16 protein-coding genes are annotated in these 19,786 nt (G+C 48.7%); 5 read left to right on the top strand and 11 right to left on the bottom strand.

The window, feature by feature from the left end:
* The first annotated feature begins 31 nt into the window (after window positions 1–31).
* Genes AC0YNS_RS11310 through AC0YNS_RS11300 form a run of 3 tightly spaced genes read left to right on the top strand, consistent with a single transcriptional unit; the run spans window position 32 to window position 3,662 of the window.
* The gene (locus AC0YNS_RS11310) at window positions 32–1,471 is read left to right on the top strand and encodes a spore germination protein (protein WP_475781098.1); all 1,440 of its coding nucleotides are present in this window, start codon (window positions 32–34) and stop codon (window positions 1,469–1,471) included.
* Entirely contained in the window at window positions 1,468–2,568 is a 1,101-nt protein-coding gene (locus AC0YNS_RS11305) for a GerAB/ArcD/ProY family transporter (RefSeq protein ID WP_475781097.1), read from the top strand. Before AC0YNS_RS11310 ends, AC0YNS_RS11305 begins: the two co-directional genes overlap by 4 nt.
* Window positions 2,565–3,662: a Ger(x)C family spore germination protein gene (locus tag AC0YNS_RS11300; protein WP_475781096.1), complete on the top strand. Its 1,098-nt coding sequence runs from the start codon at window positions 2,565–2,567 to the stop codon at window positions 3,660–3,662. The genes AC0YNS_RS11305 and AC0YNS_RS11300 overlap by 4 nt, the downstream gene beginning before the upstream one ends.
* A gap of 309 nt (window positions 3,663–3,971) precedes the next feature.
* Here the strand turns inward: AC0YNS_RS11300 and AC0YNS_RS11295 are convergent, their stop codons facing one another.
* From AC0YNS_RS11295 to AC0YNS_RS11280, 4 genes are all read right to left on the bottom strand, one after another.
* Window positions 3,972–4,856, bottom strand: a complete 885-nt coding sequence (locus AC0YNS_RS11295) for a hypothetical protein (protein ID WP_475781095.1) — start codon at window positions 4,854–4,856, stop codon at window positions 3,972–3,974.
* A 207-nt stretch (window positions 4,857–5,063) separates the two neighbouring features.
* Entirely contained in the window at window positions 5,064–5,321 is a 258-nt protein-coding gene (locus tag AC0YNS_RS11290; protein WP_475781094.1) for a hypothetical protein, read from the bottom strand.
* A 91-nt stretch (window positions 5,322–5,412) separates the two neighbouring features.
* Complete coding sequence (locus AC0YNS_RS11285) at window positions 5,413–5,868, bottom strand: response regulator (RefSeq protein WP_475781093.1); 456 nt, start codon at window positions 5,866–5,868, stop codon at window positions 5,413–5,415.
* 161 nt (window positions 5,869–6,029) lie between these two features.
* Window positions 6,030–6,866 (bottom strand): phytanoyl-CoA dioxygenase family protein, encoded by an 837-nt coding sequence (locus AC0YNS_RS11280; RefSeq protein WP_475781092.1) that lies wholly within the window; start codon window positions 6,864–6,866, stop codon window positions 6,030–6,032.
* A 140-nt stretch (window positions 6,867–7,006) separates the two neighbouring features.
* On the opposite strand from AC0YNS_RS11280, the gene AC0YNS_RS11275 reads away from it, so the two are divergent.
* Complete coding sequence (locus AC0YNS_RS11275; RefSeq protein ID WP_475781091.1) at window positions 7,007–7,873, top strand: helix-turn-helix domain-containing protein; 867 nt, start codon at window positions 7,007–7,009, stop codon at window positions 7,871–7,873.
* A gap of 68 nt (window positions 7,874–7,941) precedes the next feature.
* On the opposite strand, the gene AC0YNS_RS11270 is transcribed toward AC0YNS_RS11275, so the two are convergent.
* The 6 genes from AC0YNS_RS11270 to AC0YNS_RS11245 all read right to left on the bottom strand — a co-directional run bounded on the left by AC0YNS_RS11270 (window position 7,942) and on the right by AC0YNS_RS11245 (window position 14,612).
* Entirely contained in the window at window positions 7,942–8,673 is a 732-nt protein-coding gene (locus AC0YNS_RS11270; RefSeq protein WP_475781090.1) for a sugar isomerase domain-containing protein, read from the bottom strand.
* 1 nt (window position 8,674) lies between these two features.
* Window positions 8,675–9,583 carry an ROK family protein gene (locus tag AC0YNS_RS11265; protein WP_475781089.1) on the bottom strand — a complete coding sequence of 303 codons (909 nt, stop codon included), beginning with the start codon at window positions 9,581–9,583 and terminating at the stop codon, window positions 8,675–8,677.
* A 65-nt stretch (window positions 9,584–9,648) separates the two neighbouring features.
* The gene (locus tag AC0YNS_RS11260; RefSeq protein ID WP_475781088.1) at window positions 9,649–10,935 is read right to left on the bottom strand and encodes a Gfo/Idh/MocA family protein; all 1,287 of its coding nucleotides are present in this window, start codon (window positions 10,933–10,935) and stop codon (window positions 9,649–9,651) included.
* Between the two features lie 100 nt (window positions 10,936–11,035).
* A complete protein-coding gene (locus tag AC0YNS_RS11255; protein ID WP_475781087.1) occupies window positions 11,036–12,676 on the bottom strand; it encodes an ABC transporter substrate-binding protein in 1,641 nt (546 codons plus the stop codon).
* Window positions 12,677–12,745: 69 nt separating this feature from the next.
* Window positions 12,746–13,615 (bottom strand): carbohydrate ABC transporter permease, encoded by an 870-nt coding sequence (locus AC0YNS_RS11250; RefSeq protein ID WP_091212336.1) that lies wholly within the window; start codon window positions 13,613–13,615, stop codon window positions 12,746–12,748.
* 10 nt (window positions 13,616–13,625) lie between these two features.
* Window positions 13,626–14,612 (bottom strand): ABC transporter permease, encoded by a 987-nt coding sequence (locus AC0YNS_RS11245; RefSeq protein WP_475781086.1) that lies wholly within the window; start codon window positions 14,610–14,612, stop codon window positions 13,626–13,628.
* A 258-nt stretch (window positions 14,613–14,870) separates the two neighbouring features.
* Between AC0YNS_RS11245 and AC0YNS_RS11240 the strand changes: the two genes are divergently transcribed.
* The gene (locus AC0YNS_RS11240; protein ID WP_475781085.1) at window positions 14,871–17,192 is read left to right on the top strand and encodes a helix-turn-helix domain-containing protein; all 2,322 of its coding nucleotides are present in this window, start codon (window positions 14,871–14,873) and stop codon (window positions 17,190–17,192) included.
* 161 nt (window positions 17,193–17,353) lie between these two features.
* Here the strand turns inward: AC0YNS_RS11240 and AC0YNS_RS11235 are convergent, their stop codons facing one another.
* A complete protein-coding gene (locus tag AC0YNS_RS11235) occupies window positions 17,354–19,771 on the bottom strand; it encodes a hypothetical protein (RefSeq protein WP_475781084.1) in 2,418 nt (805 codons plus the stop codon).
* Window positions 19,772–19,786: the final 15 nt, after the last annotated feature.

The following is a 19,786-nucleotide window of genomic DNA, read 5'->3' as shown; positions in this document are numbered from 1 at the left end:
ATGGAAAACGATGCGTGAGGAGGGAGAAATTGTGAAGTTAAGCCCATCCGTAGAAGAATCAGAGTCCTATCTCAAGCAGCTCTTCGCCGAACAAAGCGACTTTCAATCGAAACGGCTGTTCATCGGGGAATCGGAGTTTCGTTTGTTTTATTTCGATACGCTGATTGATTCCGGCGTCGTTCAAGAATTTATTCTGAAACCACTGCTTCAACGTCCGGAAGCGAAGATTCAGGATGTCGTTTCCATTCTCGATTACGCCGAAACCGAGCAATTCGAGGATGCGGTTCAAGCGATCATATATGGCAAAACCGTGATGCAGCGCAATGGAGAGGACAAGCTTTATCTGCTCGGTGCGGATCTCAAGAAGGAGCGCTCCATCAATATTCCGACCAATGAGCGGGTTCTTCGCGGCGCGAACGAAGCGTTTATTGAGAATTTAGATACGAATCTGAACCTGATGCGCAAGCTGATCAACTCTACGGACTTTATCGTCAAAACCTATACGCTCGGGCGGATCTCCCAGACAAAAGTGGCAGTTATGTACCTCAAGTCCATTGCAACGCCGGCGATTGTTGAAGAGCTGGACAGAAGGCTTCAAAGCATTGATATTGACTATGTAGAGGTACCGGGTTTTCTCGATGAGCTGATTCGGGAGAAGAAATACAGCCTATTTCCTCAGCTGCTCATTACGGAACGGCCTGACCGCGCGCGTTCGTATCTCATGGAAGGCAAGGTCGTCGTCGCTGGAGCCGGGTCGCCGGATACCCTTATTTTACCTGTATCGTTCTGGTCGTTCTTCCAAAGCGCGGACGATTATCAGATTGGCTGGTTACTGGGCTCCATCTTTCGACTATTACGCATTTGCTGTTTCTTTATTACCATTGGTTTGCCCGGCCTTTATGTAGCGGTCAGTGCCTTCAATTCGCAGCTGCTGCCGATCAATTTCGTCAATACGCTGCAGAGCTCGCTGAAATATGTTACATTCCCTCCGGTATTCGAGGCGCTTGCCATGATGCTCTTGCTCGAAATATTAAGAGAGGCGACGATTCGGCTGGCCAGTCCCGTCGGCCAAACGATCGGCGTCGTTGGCGGTATCGTGATCGGGACCGTCGTCGTGCAATCCAATTTGGTATCCAATACGATGGTTATCGTCGCGGCTTTAACGGGCTTGGCCTCCTTTATCGTACCTTCTTACGAAATGAGCAGCGCGATGCGCCTGCTAAGTTATCCGGCGTTGCTCTTATCTGCACTGTTCGGCTTGTTTGGGCTTGCCTTTTTCTTCATCATGGTCTGCATCCACCTCTGTCATTTGGATACGATGGGATATCCTTACTACACGCCTCCGTTCTCATTTGGCGACGCGAAGGACACGTTGATTCGAGCTCCGATTTGGAATTTGCGTAAAAGGCCTGCAGCTACAGCGCCGGGTAACCGAATCAGGCTGCGAAATCCAAGGGGATGGAAACGATGATCAAAGAAGAAGGCATCAGCGGAAGGCAGCTGTTCACGCTCATCTTTATGTCCCAGATTGGGCTTGAAGTGCTGTCCTTGCCGCATGTGGAAGCAAGCATTGCCGGGCATGATTCTTGGATTGCCGTATTGCTGTCCGGACTGACTGCGCAGATCGGCATCATACTGATTTGGTGGCTTGGCAGCCGATATCCGGCGCGGAATTTCTTTGCCTATACTTCTTCCATAATCGGCAGACCGCTTGGAGCTTGCATTAATTTGATGTATGGATGCTACTACACGCTTTCCGGGTATTTGCTGATCATGCTTTATGTCGAACTTTTATCTCGCTGGCTGTTTATACTCACGCCGAAATGGGTGCTGATTCTGATGCTGCTGATCGTCACCGGCTATGCGGCGACTTCCTCGCTGCTGAAGCTCGCGAATCTCACTCAATCTTTCATGCTCATTCCTGTCGTTGGTTTCCTGCTCATTGTTTGTAGCGGGCTGTATGGGATGGACATAAGAAATTTGCTGCCCATCCTGCCGAGCGGCTGGTCTCCGGTTATGAAAGGCGTGTACACCGCATTCACAGCCTATGTCGGCTACGATCTGCTGCTTTACGCTTACCCGTATGTAAAGACGAAGAGCAAGAAGAAGCTGCTGCTTGCGATGACGCTCGCGAACGCCTGCACAATTATCTATTATGTGACAGTCTCTCTGATCTGCTCCACGATGTTCAGCTTAAAGCAGCTCACGCTTATTCCCGAGCCGATCGTTTTTATCCTCAAGAACTATCAGATTGAGATTTTGCAAAGCATAGACATCCTGTTTCTAATCTGCTATTTGTGTTTGGTTTCGGATACGGTTTATGTGTATTTCTTCATGGCGGCGAAAGCGTTTATGCATCTTCGCGGACGAGGCTTGGGCAAGCAGAAGGTCTGGGTCTTGGTTATAACAGGCGCATGTTTCATCGGGAGCTTCCTCCTGAAGAGAAGCAGCGCGATTAACCAGCTCGCAACGATACAGGACCAACTGTCCGTCATCATGCTCTTTGCTTTGCCAGTCATTCTGCTCATTATCTCCGGGTTGCGGGGCGTTGGGAGGGGCAAAATATGAAGAGAGGGATTACTTCACTGATGATCTGCCTGCTGCTTACAGGTTGCTGGGATCAGGTGCAGCTGAAGAAGCAGCTATTCGTCGATGTTGTAGGAGTGGATTACGTCGGGGACAGCAAGAAACTCAATGTGAGCTACATTATTGCTACGCTTAAAGAGGCTAATCTGGGAGGGGGCAAACCATCCGGAATATATGTAAGCTCAACAGGCGACAGCCTCTATGATGCCGTAAGGCAAACCAACCAGACAATGCCGGGCATCCTTACTGTTCAAGAGACCAGACTGTATCTCATAACCTCGCGCTTTGCCAAAGATCAACCGCTTAACTATTTGAATGCCACCGGCCAATTCATAACCAATCCGTTATATGCCTATTTAGCCGTGTATAACGGCGACCTGTCGAAGCTATTGTCGAAGAAGAAAATCAAAGAGCAAATCGTACCGGAATATTTGGTTGGTTTATTGGACGATCAACTGAGACGTGGAAGAATTCCTTCCAATAAACTGCTTCGCTATATCCTTGGAGGCGAGGGATTCGTAAACGACTTTGCTCTGAATATGTTCGAACCCAGCGGGGACGAGGTGCGTCTTGCCGGTACCGCCCTGTTTCGCGACGGGAAGTATACCGGGGTTAATCTGAATAACGAGGAAACGCTATTAGCTTGCCTCATGCATGAAGCTTTGGGCAAAAACCAGCCGCTCATCGGGCATATCGAAGGTAAGGTATATACGGTTTTCGTTCAGAACGTGAAGCACGATCTTCATGTGATTCACAATGAGAAAGACATTCGCGAGATTGACATCTCGCTAAAGCTCGACGTCACATTAGTCGAAGATGGCTTTAACGATAAGAAACATACAAACAAGATGCTCGCAGATCTGGAGAAAGCAATCGCCGCGGATCTCACCTCGAAGGCATCTTCCATCATTGCCACATTGCAGAAGGCGAATTGCGACTACTTTCAGCTTAGTCATGAGGTGGCAGCCTATCATCCGAAGCTGTATAAAGGGATGAATTTTCGGGAGCAGTATCCGAAGCTCACCATTAAGCCAAACGTGAAGGTTAAGATTCTGAACACCGGCGTTCTGGGGTAGCACAAGTAAGTCTGCAGCTGTTGAAGCTGCAGACTTATTTTCGTGATTTTGTTCCCTTCAAGCGCCAATTCCATTAGCCATTGTCGACCGGATTTCGGGTCGGTCGGGTCGGTCTTCTTGATTCTAACGAATCGTGAAGGCCTTATTGGGCATGCTTTTGACTCTTCGAGAATCTAACGAATCGTAGGTCTTATATAGGAATAATCGGCTCCAAAATACGCGTAAAACATTAAATAGGGCCGCTACGATTCGTTAGCATTTTTTCAGCGCAATTTCAGGGCAATTAAGACCTGTACGATTCGTTAGAGATTAAGAGCCTTCTCCATGGGCTTGATTGCTTGAAGCAAGAAACGCGTTGACTCCACGAAGATACTCGAATTGGGCGTTTGTGTAATGGGATCCATACCAAAGTCGTTCCAGCGGCGCATCCTCAATTTCCATCGCGCATTTTGCCCAAAACGTTCTCCACCAAAGATCGTGAACCTCCCGAACGGAAGCTATCGATGCTTGATTTGCTCTTGCCACATATTTAATCGCTTCTTTCAAACCGTCATCCGAATCACGATTGGTCCGCGCGGATAAGACAATAACGGCTGGACGTCTCTCCCGTAGAATGAATGCATTGCCTGTATCCGTTAAAGCATGTACCGCTAGGCAGCCTTGAGTAGACCCATTCGGATCCCAACCTGAATATTGCCGGGAAACCCAGTCGACCCGGTTTGCCAGTCCTTGCTGCGTATTTGATTCATGGCAGGATTGCGCCCATAACTTGATGTCAACCGAAACCGGACTACCTTCGCATGAAAGCTCCACGACCAATATATTGTCCATAGCCGCCACCCATGTGCGCATGGTTACAATCGTCGACCCCGAGTTGAAAATCGATAGTATTTCTGACTCGTACAATCGTTGCTCACAGTAGTAAGAGCTGTCTTTCAAGGCAGGAATACAGATATCCATGTCCCCCACCAAACAAGAACTTCCGCCGGGAGTCATTCGTTTCGACTTCAGCAAATCGTTGTGGGATACCCAGAATCGCTGTCGCTCCGGCTCGCCGCTGACAACGACGCGCACATCTCCATTCCCGATGATTGGCCCGTCGACGACGATGTCATCCGGCACTTGCTGCGGAGGTCGGTCAAAAGCAACCTTGTACCGGGATATCTTGTCTTCCGCCTTAAACCAGCTGCACATTGTGATCTGCTCCCCTAACTGTGTACTGTTTCTCTGATGTAATGGAGACTTATTGTCTTAAGATTTTATCTAATTATAGGGATGAAGCGCAGTCCTGTATAATACTTAAATCGTTATATGTTATAGCCTAGAAGGTATGTATTTTCGTCCGTTATAATCGTCGGTGATCATCATTGAAAAAAGCACCGTCCCGATGGGACAGTGCCTTTAAAGCTGTGATTCATATTGTAATTTATAAACTAATTCCTCGACCCATTTCTCATCTTTTAAATCCAATGCCAAGTCAATCAAGAACAGCAAACTACCTTTGTAGGGCAGCACTTCAAAGCCATCTTCATTTGAAACGATAATTTTATCCGACTTAGCGTTTTCAAACACATAGCAAGGCAGCTGAAAGTAATACTCCACACCTTTAAATACAGCGATTTCCCCATTGTAAATGTGGTTAGGGAAATCACTTTGCACAAATCCCCTGTTTGTAAATGGATATACCAGTTAATAAGCACCCTGACCAACTGCCCCCATGAGTAGTATTCAATCCATAACGTTCGCTTAATTATAGATCAAAAATCCCATCTGAATGATACGATTGATTATTATTTGAGCTTAAAATCACCCGCCGCAGCACACATAATAGCCTAATGGGCTCGATTGGTTTCGATAGATAAGCATCCATCTCCATATTCTCCGTCTGTTTATCTTTTCCTCTTATTGAATTCGTTGTCATCGCGATAATAGGGACTCGTCGTCCGCTATCCAGTTCTCGTAATTGATGAGCAGCTGTCCCCGCATCCAAGGCGGGGATGTCCATATCCAACAGAATGGCATCATAGCGCTTCTGAAGAGCCATTTCTATAGCCTCAGCTTCACTCTTCGCCAGATCAATCGTCATTTCCATCTCCATTAGGATGGTTTTAGCATGCATATAACTGATTTCGTTATCATGAACGAATAAGATTCGAGCTTGCCTTAGAACATCGAATACTCTTTTAAAAGATAATGTGGTGCTCATATTCATTCCCCTCTTAGCTCTGGTCTCAGATTGGAACTAATTATAGGGAGTAAAAGCAACCATGTATAATACATAAATCGTCATATGATATAGATTCAAAGCTATAGGAAGGAATACAAAAATGCCCCCAATGGACGGGGGCAAATCCTTGCATGGGTTGTTTAAGCTTTACTGTAAACGACCGGGAACATATCCCCTTGCACGATGTCTCCGTCCTTGCCGCCGGCGGCGATGAATTTCTTGATTTCTGAGTATTCATCGGCGAATCCCGCCCGATAGCGCGTCTCTGCCGTAAGATAATGAAGCGCCGACGAACGGCGTACGCGGTCGGATATGTTAGGTCCGCTTCCGTGAATCGTCAGGCTATGATGGAAGCTTATTTGGCCGGCTTTCATGATAATCGGTACGGTTCGAGCAATTTGCCCTTCCGGCGCCATATCCTGCAGCTGCTTTTGCATGTTTTGCTCGTAAAAATCGTTTCCGTTCAAAATCCCCCAATAGTGGCTGCCCGGCACCATTTGCATGCAGCCGTTCTCCTCGTCAACATCATCGTAGGCTACCCAAGCCGTGATCATCGTTTCCGGATTTTGAAAGCAGCCCCAGTAATGATAATCCTGATGCCAGCCGACGTTCGCCGCGTTTCCGCTGGATTGCGCCGGTTTAAGCAACAGTTGATCCTCCCAGAAACGAATCGTATTCGTTCCTTTCAGAGCTGCGGCAATTTGTCCGATTTGCGAGTCATGGGCTAACGCACGGATCGTCAAGTCGGCCAAGCTCGCATTGTCGGTCTTGCGAAGGGAGTTGGGACGACTTGTCTCGCGGCGCCAGATGGCATCGGGCGCCGTCCCGGTTTCGAATTCCCCCTGATACACCCGCTCCATTCTATCGCGCAGTCTCTCCAATCGCTCATCATCGATGATCTTCGGCGAGATCCAATATCCATTTGTCTTGAAGAAATCTACATCTTCCTGCGTTGGGATGAAATTCGTATCCGGCATTCTTATTTGCCCTCCTAGAATTGAAATCGCTTCCTTGGATTCATTATGTCTGAAAGAGGACTTTCCGTCTTTAGCTAGAAGTATGATATTGATCCGTTTGTACGATTTATAACAAATAAAAGTTGAACAGGATGAATGAAATGACAACTATTTATCCTTTTGTACGATTCGCCATTCGAGTACCGATACGGCCGGAAACTAGGTTTCCTTACCGGATCTGTTATGTCCCTTCCCTTTATTTTATCGAATCCGGCAGTGCCCGCGTGCTTTACGAGGATGGCACATTTATCCGGTTGCCGCCCGGCACGCTGTTCTCATTAAAGCCGGGTATTTCGCATACGTGGGAAGTCGATCCGGACAGTACTCCTTTTGCATTCCTGTGCGTGTTCTTCGAATGGTCGTATCGGCCAAAGCCGCTGGCTATGGTTACCGGAGACCTTTTGTGCCTGAGTGCTGAGAAACACGATCCCGATATGCTTGACGAGCCGCTTGACATGGATATTCCCGAATGTCTCACAGCGGATGCGCATGGCTACTGGAAAGGACTGTTTGAAGCCGTATCCACCGATTACAAAGTCCTCCATCACGAGAATTACCCGGAGAGTCTCGCCATAAACGGCCATTTTCAATTGCTGCTTCATCAGCTCTATCAGCTCGCACGGCGCAAGAACGATGCAACCGATCCGCGTATCGCAAAGATTAAGGCATACATGGACATGAATGCCGGGGGAGAATACGGCGATATCGACCTGTGGGCAGAGACGCTCGGACTGAGCCGCGGCCACTTCCATGCGTTATTCAGCACCCACACCGGCTTTACGCCGAAGCGGTATTGGAACCGGCGGCGCATCGATAAAGCCCGGAACGACCTTAGTGGTACAAACGATTCCGTCACTGTGATCGCGGAACGATACGGTTTTTCTTCCGTTCACGCCTTCACCAAGCTGTTCCGGCAGACCGTTGGCATCTCTCCAACGGATTATCGAAAGCAAAGTCGCTTGATTTAAAAGCAAGGAGCCCTCAAAATGAGGGCTCCCGTAAGGAAAGGGTTGTAATTTCCAAAAAGCACCGCACATTAAAGATAACGTATCCGACTCCGGTAGCGATCAATGAGCTTCTGGTTGTGCCCATCGCCCCCATCCCGATTGGCACTTATTAATACCGGCGGCTTATATCCGCTCGTTTGCAGCTCCTCAACAATGGCCACAGTAAGCGCTTGGATGAGCGCTATGCCGCCGATCGTCGATGTCGCTCCCATCTTTTGTCCGCTGTCATCGTATGACAATACGGCATCTCCATATACGCCGCAATTGTCAAGCACGATGTCGGCGACTTCATGTAGTTTCATACCGCTCTCATGGCGTGATGCCGTCTTCACCGAGTGGTCCATGTTGGTCAACGCGACGACGTACAATCCTCGCTGCTTGCAAGCAAGAGCCACTTCAATCGGAACAGCGTTTATGCCGGAATTGGATACGACGACGATGACTTCTCCAGGGCGTAGATCATAACCGGTCAGCAGCACCTCGGCGTAGCCCGGCAGCCTTTCCAATAAAGTAGCTCTTCCGATATTCAGCTCCATTAGGGATGGCTCCAGCATCGCATTCACACAGGCGAGACCACCGGCACGATGAAAGACATCCTCCGCGATCATATGGGAGTGTCCGCTCCCAAACACGTGCATGATTCCGCCCGCTGCGATCGAATCCGCGATTTTACCTGCGATTTCCGTTATCTTCCCTCGTTGAGTTTCGAGAATGTGATTGAGTTGCTCTTGTACGATTTGGATATATTGATCCAGTAACATCTCAGTTCACCTCGTTTTCAGGACTCAGCAGCAGCGCAGCAGCGCCTATAATACCGGCAGTTGTCGGAAATGCAGCTTGCGCGATATGAACATGCAGCGTATTCGAGGACGGTATCCGTTCCATGACTGTCTTCCTCACCGGATCGAGCAGCATCCTGTCCGCTTGGCTGAAGCCTCCGCCAATGATGACGTTTCCTACACCGAAAAGCTGCATGCAATTCACCAAACTGGTTCCGAGCAATTCGCCGGCATCCTGAAATAGCTTCTTGGCATATAAATCACCATGATGAGCCGCCTTATAGACTTGATAGGCGTCCAAGCCGGTTTGTTCTTTCATTGCCGCTCCGGATACGTAGGTTTCCAAGCAGCCCCGATTTCCGCATTTGCACAGTTTACCGTCCGGGATGATGCTCGTATGGCCAATATTGAGAATCGGCCCCCGTCCACCTTCAAACATACGTTGTTTGAGAATCAAGCTAGCCCCAACGCCTGTTCCCACACATAGATAAAGAAAGCTGTCCAAGCCGGTCCCGGCACCAAACCATTTTTCCCCTTGAGCGCCCGCAACCGCATCGCAAGTCAGTCGTGCAGGCATCTGAAGCTTTTCCTGCATAATTGCCACGAGCGGAACCTGCTGCCAGCCCAGATTCACGGCATCATTCACGATGCCTCGGCCCGGATCCACGATTCCTGGAGAAGCGATTCCCACACCTGCCAATCGATCCTTTTCCGTCCCCAGCATCAAGATAAAATTAGCGACCTGTTGACTAATGAAAGCAGTATCCGCCTTATTATCCTCGCCTCGAGGCAAGGGAATCGAATGATCAGCGATGATTTGTCCTCGGCTGCTTACAAGCCCCATCTTCAAATTGGTTCCGCCGATATCGACACCGATGGCCATTCTGTCCATTTGTTGCCTCCCTCTTGTTCCCCTTGGGCGTAACAGCAGTTCCGAAGGCATCTCTACGGCACGCGTCAAACTTTTGTTACTGCCAACGATTTCAACTCCGCGATATAGTCGCGCATCGATATCGTACTGCCTTCAATCCTCGATTTCTCCGCGGCGAAGGCGATCAGATGGCTTTGCACGGATTCCTTCGCACCCGTGCGTCCTTTCTCCTTGCCGTCGCTTTGAACGAGTCGGACGAAATCGCGCATAATGTTCGTGTCTCCCCCGCCATGCCCCGTGATTTCGGTATCAAGGAGAATGGTTTCCGTCTCCCGGGTTACGAAGCTCGTCACTTCGATGACGTTCTTCTCCATGTCCGCCCGAATTTGGCCAAGCGTCCCCATCAGCTTCACCGAACGGCCTCCTTCGAACGTAAAGGCACTCATGGTGAACGCGACTGTTACGCCGCTGGCAAACTCCAGGTTTACGACTTGATGGTCGACCACATTATTATCGCAATGGTAGACGCATCGGCCGTAAGGACCCTCCTTTAAAGCTTCGAGTACGCCTTCGTCACTCGTATCGTTGCTGACGATAGAACGCAGAATTGCGGCGGCCCAGTCATCCCTTTCAATGTACATTTTAGGTGCGTAATAGGGGCAGGAATCTTGTACGGGACAACCGTCCAAGCAGCGTAACGGCGCGCCTTCAGGCGCATTCTCTTCGCGGAAATAGGTTAACGAGCCGAAGGAAGACACTTTGGCGCATTCCTCGTCGACCAACCATTGCAAGATGTCCATATCGTGGCAGCTTTTTGCTAATATCATCGGGCTGGAAACGTCGGAGTTGCTCCAATTTCCTCTTACGAAGCTGTGTGCTTGATGCCGGTGTTCGACGTTTTCAGTGTGCTGGATCGAGACAAGCTTGCCAATCCGGCCGTCTGAAATGAGCTTCTTGATCTCCGCGAAAAAGTCCGTATACCGGAGCACGTGGCAAATCGATAACACCCTGTTATACTGTTCGGCATACTCGCCCATAATGAAGCACTCCAGCGGGTCCGGCGACATCGGCTTTTCCAGCAGGACATGGTATCCCTTCTCAAGTGCCTGAAGCGTAGGCTCGAAGTGCATTTTGTCTTGCGTGCAAATCAGAATGGCGTCCGCGAGTCGAGGTCCCGCGAGCAGCTCTTCCCAACTCGAGTAACAGCTTTGTTCCGGGAGGTTATGCTCTTGCCGGAAACGCTCCCGTCGCCCGGTATCCGCGTCCGCGACGGCAACGAACTTTATTTCCTCAGAATGACTCAATGCGTAGGGAGCATATGCTCCTGCTCCTCTTTGTCCGGCTCCGATCAAAACCGCTGTAATTGGTTTCATTGAAAATCCCTCTCCTCCATGCTGCGCGATTGCTGCCACCTTATTCGTTAAAGAAAGGGAACTTCCCGAGCGGAAGCTCCCTTTCTCCGTCCTATTTCACTTACTTATTAGCCGCTTTCCATTCGTCCAATTGCTTCTGCTTCTCGGCAATGATTTTGTCCGCGCCGGCGCCTTTGAGCTTATCGATGAACTTAGGCAAATATTTGTCCGGATCAACGGAGCCCGAAGACAAGGCTTTGTACATTTCTTCGATGACCGCGTCGACGTTGGCTTTCTCGGACTTGACCGGCGTGAAGTCGAACACGAAGCCCAATGCGTTGGAAGGAGTCGCATTCTTGTTCAGATTAATCCACAATTGATTGCCTTTATCGTCTTTAATAGCTTCAGGCTTATCGGTCGACAGGTAGTAGGCGTTGCCCATATAGCCGAACTCCCAACCGGCCCACAGCAGGTAGCCGCTGTCTTTCGCCAATTCGATTTGGTTGTCGCCGATTTTCTTGTAATGCTTGCCTTCTACGCCCCAGTCCATGACGTTATAGATTTCTTTGTCGGTGTTCAGAAGATTGATGAACATCATCGCTCTTTCTTTGTTTTTGGACGTCACGGAAATAGCCGTATTGGTCGCAGCCGCTTTATCCGTCGTAAGCAACGGTTGCACGAATTTGAAGTCGTAGGATTCGGCTGCCGGATTTTGAATGGACATTCTTCCCGCAGGCATGGATCCGTAAGCGTCTTGGAAGTCGATAGAATCCAGATCGATCTGACCGATCTGCAAGGCGACTTTGCCGGCCTTAAGGTCCGCGTTTGCGTCCCTCGTCGCCGCGTCTTTCATGATATAACCCTTCTTAAACCAATCGCGCATCAACGTGACGTACGATTTGAACTCCGGCGTATCGTACTGGTTAACAACCTTCATGCTGCCATCGTTCAAATAAATGTAGCCTGGCGTTTTCGCATCGCCGAGCGCTTCCATGCCGAAGATCGGAGGCCCTGTCATGAAAGCGTCTGACCAGTTCCAAGGGATTTGATCGGGTTCGTTTTTCTTGATGGTGTCAAGAAACGGAGTCAAATCAGATAGGCTCTTCACAGACTTCCAATCGAGGTTATACTTGTCCGCAAGCGATTTTTTAATTTGATAACCGTATCCGGCAGTTGCTTGTTGGAAGTTCGGCACAGCGTACACTTCGCCTTTGACAGTGACCGCTTTCCAGAAAATATCCGGCACGACTGTTCTAAGATCCGGCGCATATTGATCGATGAGATCATTCATCGGAACGAACGCGTTCTTGGCGACGTTCTGGAAGTAGTTGTTGCTCCATGTGGCGGTAAAGGCAAGGTCGTACGGTTCGCCGGACGCCATCATGACGTTCATTTTCTCGTCGTACGCAGCCCAATCGATGAGTTTAAGATGAATCGTTGCGTTAATCTTTGGCTTCACGAGGCGGTTCAGTTCATCTTCTACCAATTGAATATCCTTCTGAGGCGTATTCGGGAAATAATAAGTCAGCTCGACGGGCTCCAGCTCTTTCGCCGGTTCCGTCGTTGTGTTCTCGGAAGTCGTTGTGTTCTCGGAAGTCGACGTGGAATCCGAAGCTGCCGGCTCCGCGGCATTTTCACTTGTGTTCGTGCTAGCGCCTTGGTTCGTCGAATTACCGCCATTGCTGCCGCATCCGGTAAGTACAATAGCGAGGGATACAAGCGACGTTAGAACTGTTCCTGCCACTTTCTTCTTAATCGTCATTGCTGATCTGACCTCCATTTTTTTATATGTTTTATGCTAAACGAGCGTATTGCCCGGCATAGCCATGCTTTAGGCTTTAACGGCGCCCAGCGTCAACCCTTTGACGAAATATCTCTGCAATAAGGGGTATGCCACTACGATAGGTCCTACTGCCATGATGCATGTGGCCATCCTGGCCGTCTCGCTCGGTATCGTGACTGCCATTTTCTCTCCGAACGCGGTTCCTTGCAAATATGCGATATTATTCATGATGGACTGAAGGAGGTACTGGAGCGAATACAGCCTGCCATCCTCAATGAAGAGGGCGCTCGTAAACCAATCATTCCAGAAAAACACCGCAGTCATAAGCCCGATGGTAGCGAATACAGGCGTCGATAAGGGGACGACCATCTTGATGAACGTGTTAAACTCGCCCGACCCGTCAATCCTAGCTGACTCTATGATCGAATCCGGAATCCCGATGAAGAAATTTCGCATGATGAGCACGTTTATCGAAGAGACGAGATACGGGACGAATAACACGAACAACGTGTTTTTGAGATGAAGGTACTTCGTGATTAGGATGTACCAGGGCACAAGTCCGCCGCTAAACAGCATGCAGAACACCACAAGAAAAGCGACGATATGCCGATACTTGACTTCTTTTCTCGAGAGTCCGTAAGCAAGCATGGACGAGAGGATCAGATGCAGAATCGTTCCCGCCAAAGTAGCGATCGTCGTGACCCCATACGCCTGCAAGATGGGCGATGAGCCGAATAGGATATATTCATAAGCTTGGAAGCTGAAATCCACCGGAAGAATGTGATAGCCGGTCCTAAAGATGGACTCTTCATCAGACAACGAGATGGAAAGAACGACAAGCAACGGAATGACGCACAAGGCGGAGTAGATCAGAAAAATCGTGTTCACGGATAATTTAAATAGAATGGGCTGCTTCATCTTTAGCCTCCTAGAACAAAGCGCTGTCGCGGTCGTATTTTCGAATGATCCAGTTCGACACGATAATGAGCACGAATCCGACGCAATTCTGATAGAATCCGATCGCGGAGGACATGCCGAAGTCGTTCATCCCTCGCAAAGCTCGATAGACGTAAGTGTCGATGACATTGGTTGCGCTGAACAAGATCCCCTGGTCCTTCGGAAGGGTATAGAACATTCCCCAATCCCCAAAAGCCGCATAGAAGATTTTCCCCGCCTGCAGAAGCACCAAAATAATCGTAATCGGAGTCAGCATAGGTACCGTAATTTTAATGGCTTGCTGGAATCTGCTCGCACCATCGATCTTCGCGGCCTCATAATACTCCGGGGAGATTGTCGTAATGCCGGCTGCGAAGAAAACCGCGAAGTACCCTACATTCTTCCAAATATAAGCGGCCGGCAAAATAAACCTCCAATACGACGGTTCAAAATACCAATCGATCGGTTCCCCATGAAAGTAAACGATCATCTTATTAAGAATTCCGTTATCCGTGCTCAGAAACGCATACAGTAAATAGCTGCCGACTACCCAGGATAAGAAGAAGGGCAGCAGGATCGCGCTTTTGTACGCGCCGGCAAAATGACGATTGCCGATTTCGTTAAGCAGAATCGCGGCCACCAACCCGAGGCCAATCCCCGTTACGAGGAAAATCCCATTATAGAAGAGCGTGTTAAACGTCACTTGAAAAAACGCGTCCGATTGGAAAAAAAACTTGAAATTGCTTAACCCGACCCACTTGCTGCCCCATATTCCTTTGATCGGATCGAATTCTTTAAACGCGATCACGGCTCCGAACATCGGGAGGTAGAAGAAAAGAATAATAAACAGTAACCCCGGAAGCATCATGGCATAAATCGTTTTGTTTTTGACGAGTTCACCAATGACCGGCCATCGATTCAGACTTATTCTATTGGTTTTTGTTTTTGGCGGCTGCAAGGCCTTCACAACTCTTTCCATCGCCATTTCTCCTCCGTTTCCATTTCGTAACCCGATCATAATTCTTGCCGCTGCTATTGAAAACAATGAATAATGATCAAATCAACGATTTTTTAATGTGAGACACCGTCAAATGCCGCCCGTGTGAACTACAAAAAATAGGTTTTTCTCTAAATAAACAAGAAACGGAGCGAAATCAAAGCGCAAGCCTGTTTCGGCCACCACGATTTTGATACAATTTAGAAAGCGTTTACTTTAGGCAAAGGTGGCCCTGACTGCATGTACAAAAAATTACTTCTCACCTTCGTTGCCAGCATCACGTCGCTGATCTTGGTGCTATCATCCTTGCTCTATTACAACTACAATTCTTCTATCGTAAGCACCGTAAAAGGAATGAATGAAAACCTCTTATCGAATATCAGCTACAGCTCCGTCTATATGGATACGATTTCGAAGAAGTTTTGCCAATCGTTGATGCTGAACAATGCCATCAAAGCTTTCGCTTACAGCAACGACGATCAGGACGAAGACTTCTTAAACATACTGGGTGCCATCCGCACGTTGAAGGAGTTTACGATTCCGAACACCTACATCCACTCGACCTACGTGTATAACCGCAAAATTGATACCGTTATCGATTCAAGCTCCTTCTATAAAGCTTCGAATTTCTATGATAAGGAAATCATTCGACTCATTAACGACGCAGGAACGGTTGCAACGCTTAGCCTGAGTCCAATCCCGAGAAAAGTCGCGTTGCCACGCGGCTCCGAAACGAGAACCGCCAACGTGTACACGTATATTTTGTTCGATAACAACGACTACAAAGGGAATTTCGACAGCGCCATCGTGTTAAACGTGGATGCGGAATGGCTAAGGCTGACCATCTCCTCCCTGAACAAGCTCGGCAACGAAATTATCGTTTTGGACGATCAAGCAGATATCGTCAGCCACTCTTCTTCCGATATGTTCATGAGAAACGTTTCGAATGAGAGCTACCTGCGAGAAGTGTTTACCGCTTCCGCGCCGACGGGAACGTACATCGATCGGATGAATCGGGAGAAACACGTCATCTCCTATGTTTCTTCCGACGTTCTGAAATGGAAATTCATTAGCCTGACGCCATATAACACCGCATTTTCCGCCGCCAAGAAGAACGGCATCATCACCGTTATCTTTTGCTTGATCGTCTTGCTGCTTGGCTTATTGTTTGCCGTACTCGCTTCCAAGAAGCTATACAGGCCGATCGGAGCGCTTACGAAGGGCATCATCCAGAAGCTGGGACCCGATAGCGCGCCTTCCAAAAACATGGACGAAATGGGCTACTTATCCACGGCGTTCACGGGGATGATCGATAAAACGCAAGTACTGGAAAATATGAAGAGAAATACGACGCCCGTCATTAAAAACGAATTTTTGAAAAACGTCGTAACCGGCCGCGCCTACTTGCCGACCGACAAACTGATCGCCAAGCAGCAGGAGCTTCAGATCGATTTGGATTTTCAAAATCGCCTTTACTTGTTTATTCTGAAAATCGACTTCTATAAAGACTACGTAGACCGGAACAGCGATAAAGACCGTTCCCTCTACCAATACGCAATCACGAATATTGCTCGGGAAATTACGGGGGAGCACTTCCGAAATGAAGTCGTCGAGACGGCGCATGATCAGTTCACCATTCTTGCGGACATCGGCGGAGCCGCGGAGCAGCTGCCACAGCTTACGGAAAAGTTCCACGGCATCGTCGGCAAAATCCAAGAGAGTGTCTTGGAGCTTCTAAACCTCTCGCTGACCGGAACGCTCGGTTTCATCATCGAGTCGCCAGATGGCATTAAAAGCGCGTACGACGAAGCGTTCAACTTATCTATGTATCGAATCAAAACGGGTCACTATAGCATCATTTCGCCGGAGACATTAAAGGAAACGGATTCGGGCTCCTTCATCTTCCCCATGTCCAAAGAGAAGCAGCTTATCGATTCCCTGAAGCTGGGAAGCGGTGAGGCCGCCAAGGATAACTATCGGGAAATCATTAAGGCGATCGAGCATTCTTCCTACGACAATATCTTAACGTCGGTCATTTATTTGTTTTTCTCGATTTACAACTCTCTTAACCGGATCGTCGAAGGCTCGGAATCCAAATTCAACTCGATTTCGATCAGCTTCTTCAACAAAGTATCCGGATTCGAAACATTCGAAGAAATCGAGCGCACGTTCTTCGAATTAATCGACGAGATTATCGTACTGAAGGACAGCGCGAAGGACAGGAAGAAGAACGACATCGTCAACGCCGCCATCGACCACATACACGCCGCCTTTGCAGACAAGAATCTCTCTTTGAACAGCTGCGCCGAATCGCTTTCCTTATCGTCCGTCTATCTCGGGAAGCTGTTCAAGAACGCAACCGGCAGATCCGTGGCCGAGTACATTACGATGGTCCGAATGGAGAAAATCAAAGAGTACCTCGAAAGCAGGAAGGTGCCGATCAACGAAATTCTGGAGAGGTGCGGCGTAGAGAAATCGAACTACTTCTACACCAGCTTCAAAAAATATTTCGGCGTCTCTCTTACCGAATACAGACTGAAAAACGTGAATAACGATCGTTGATCGGCTAGATGCCGACGCATAAACGGAAGCAGCAGTCGTCGTTATTGTGCTATGAAACAAGCAAAGACCACCTCCTCGAGGAGGTGGTCTCGCATGGAGTCCGTTTACTTGCTTCATTATAGTGAGGATAATTATTCCTGTAAAATACCTATACCATCATATTAAATAGATCTCAATCTATCTAAATCATCAAGCTTCCAATCTGTATTTACCGGTTCAGGAGCACTTCGTGTTGATAGCTTAACACTTACGGACGGCTTTGGTTCTCCTTCAAATTTACAGCTAAACGAAATTGTCTGCCCGCCAGCCCGAACGATCGGCGTCTCTGACGAGGCCTGCACGGTTCGCAGTACATTCCAATTCCTGTCCATAATCTGTCCAACTCGGTCTCCGTCACACACCAAATATTCACCGGCGCGCACTTCTGCTTCAAACGTCATGTATTGGCCATTCACGCAGATCGTCGGACGCTTAATGTATCCTTCCTCATTACCGTACGCTGAGAGCACGCGCATGCTGAACCTTAACGGCTGCGCTTCATGGATGTTGAAGAACGGCCAATCAGCGCCGCCTGGCTGACCTGGCTGCAGCTCTTCCGGAATGCATTCGAGCGGTGCAGATAGGCTGATCAAATACAAGCTCCAGCGATCCTCTTCAAGCTTCTCAAGATGCCAGTCGCTTGTCGGATCCTTCATCCTTTCCCGCTGATCCGGAGAGAATGCACCGATCTGCCGCGCTCTCTCCCAGCTGCTTACGTTCTCAAGCAGTTTGTCGCTATTACCATTTCGTCTCAGCACCGCCATTTCAGCAGACAACGCGAAACCCGCGTTAAAACCAGCCGCCTTCGACAATACCCATTCGATCTCGTCCGATGTTGTAGCTTCAAACCGATTCGATGCTGAGCGAATTAAAAACCATCCCAGCATCGGAGGGATAAAGTTTCTTTCAAAATAACGCTGGTTGCTAAGCCGCCATTCCAGTTGTCCTTCGCGTGTTGCCACTCCCCATGGTTCGCCCCAATTAAATCTGGTAAAGATGTGCCAAGCGTAATTGGACACGACAATGCTCGCATCGTTGATAACTTCGTTATTCCAGCCGTCATAGCACCGTTTAACGAAACGGTTTACGCCATAATCGTCTTGACCGGTTGCGTAACAGCCTTCCAGTCCATCAAAGGAAATTTGCTTCAAGCCTGTGTTACGGAACAGCTCGCCAATTCGATCGCTGTATTGGTCCTGCAGTTCAACATTCGGAAAAAACACATTATACGGATGATCCCATAAACGGCCAATTTCAGCACCTGCTTCATGCTCGGCAACGATTGTCCCGTTTACGCCTCTCTTAACGTCGAGAAGCTTCCATGGGGCGCTTTCCGATATGGAGCCGTATTCGATGAGCTCATTGCCGATGATTGCCGTTGTGCGATAAAGGTTTACCATAAATGGCTTTGGATTATCAACAATCAGCTCGGCGGTTCCGGTTTCGCTCACGGCTTCCATTAAGCGAGTCGTACCAACGGTTTGCAGCCTCTTATCAGGTACAGGTGTTACATACAAATCATTTAAAGTCGTAAAATTGGAGAGGGTATGGACGCCGACGTGTACACCTGCAGATTCAGCCGCTGCCACGCTCGCTCTAAGTCCTTCATCTCCGTTCGGGAAGCTCTCCGGCTTAAGAACAAAATGTCCCCATGCAGCGAACGGATCAGGATGGTACACGTACTTTAATCCCGCCTGCTTTGTGTACCTAATTGCTTCTGCGGTCGTCTCCTCAGTGAAATCTATGATTAAATACGACTGGGTTGCAGCGGGCGACACTTTCCCCCACGCGCCTTCAATCGTTGGATGCGGCAAATTTTCGCCAAGCTCAACCGCCTCAATCGTTTCAAGAACGTTCTCTGCAGCGCATCCGAACAACGCGACTTTAGATCCTACGATTGCGGCGTCTTCGTTCTCTAACGGAGCTACATCAATATCGTTGATGCCCCATACCGGTCTTGTCCCGCCCTTAGTACGGTTTCTAGCATACGCCTGCAGCAGACTGCCTTCCTTCGTTGGCCACGCCGTGCTAAGCCTATATTCGAACTTCCCGTCCTCATAGAGTCCGTCAGCAAAGGCCAGCGCCTTCAGTTCTGATGGCCATCCGCCTATCGTTTTAGCATTTAATGAAAGGAGACCTATCGCAAATATATGATTATGAACAATCCCAACCGATTCTCCAATGGAACCACTAACTGTGGTTTCGAACGGCCCCCATATTACCGCGTCAATTGCATACTTCTCAATTGCTTCTATTATGCGTGCAACCTCAAATGACGTGTAAAGCTCCTTCGAAACAACGTTAACATCCACCTGTACACCGCTGTTTTCAAAGAAAAGCGATAGCTTGCCCTCTTCATCGTCGTATACAGCACTGCTTGGCCTTTCAATCTCTTCGTTAATTACAATTCGAAGCAGTGGCGAACCCTGATCAGCCACGTCATAAGTTCCGCCATGAGCCGTATCCGAAAGGCGCGTGATATTACCCGCTTCATCTATACAAAAAGATAATGAACCCGCATTAAACTGAGCGCACATCATGAATCCTACTCCTCT

This window comes from Paenibacillus sp. J22FR21 (assembly GCF_056269135.1).
The sequence above is the reverse complement of the archived record's forward strand: the minus strand, read 5'-3'. Positions and strand labels throughout refer to the sequence as shown.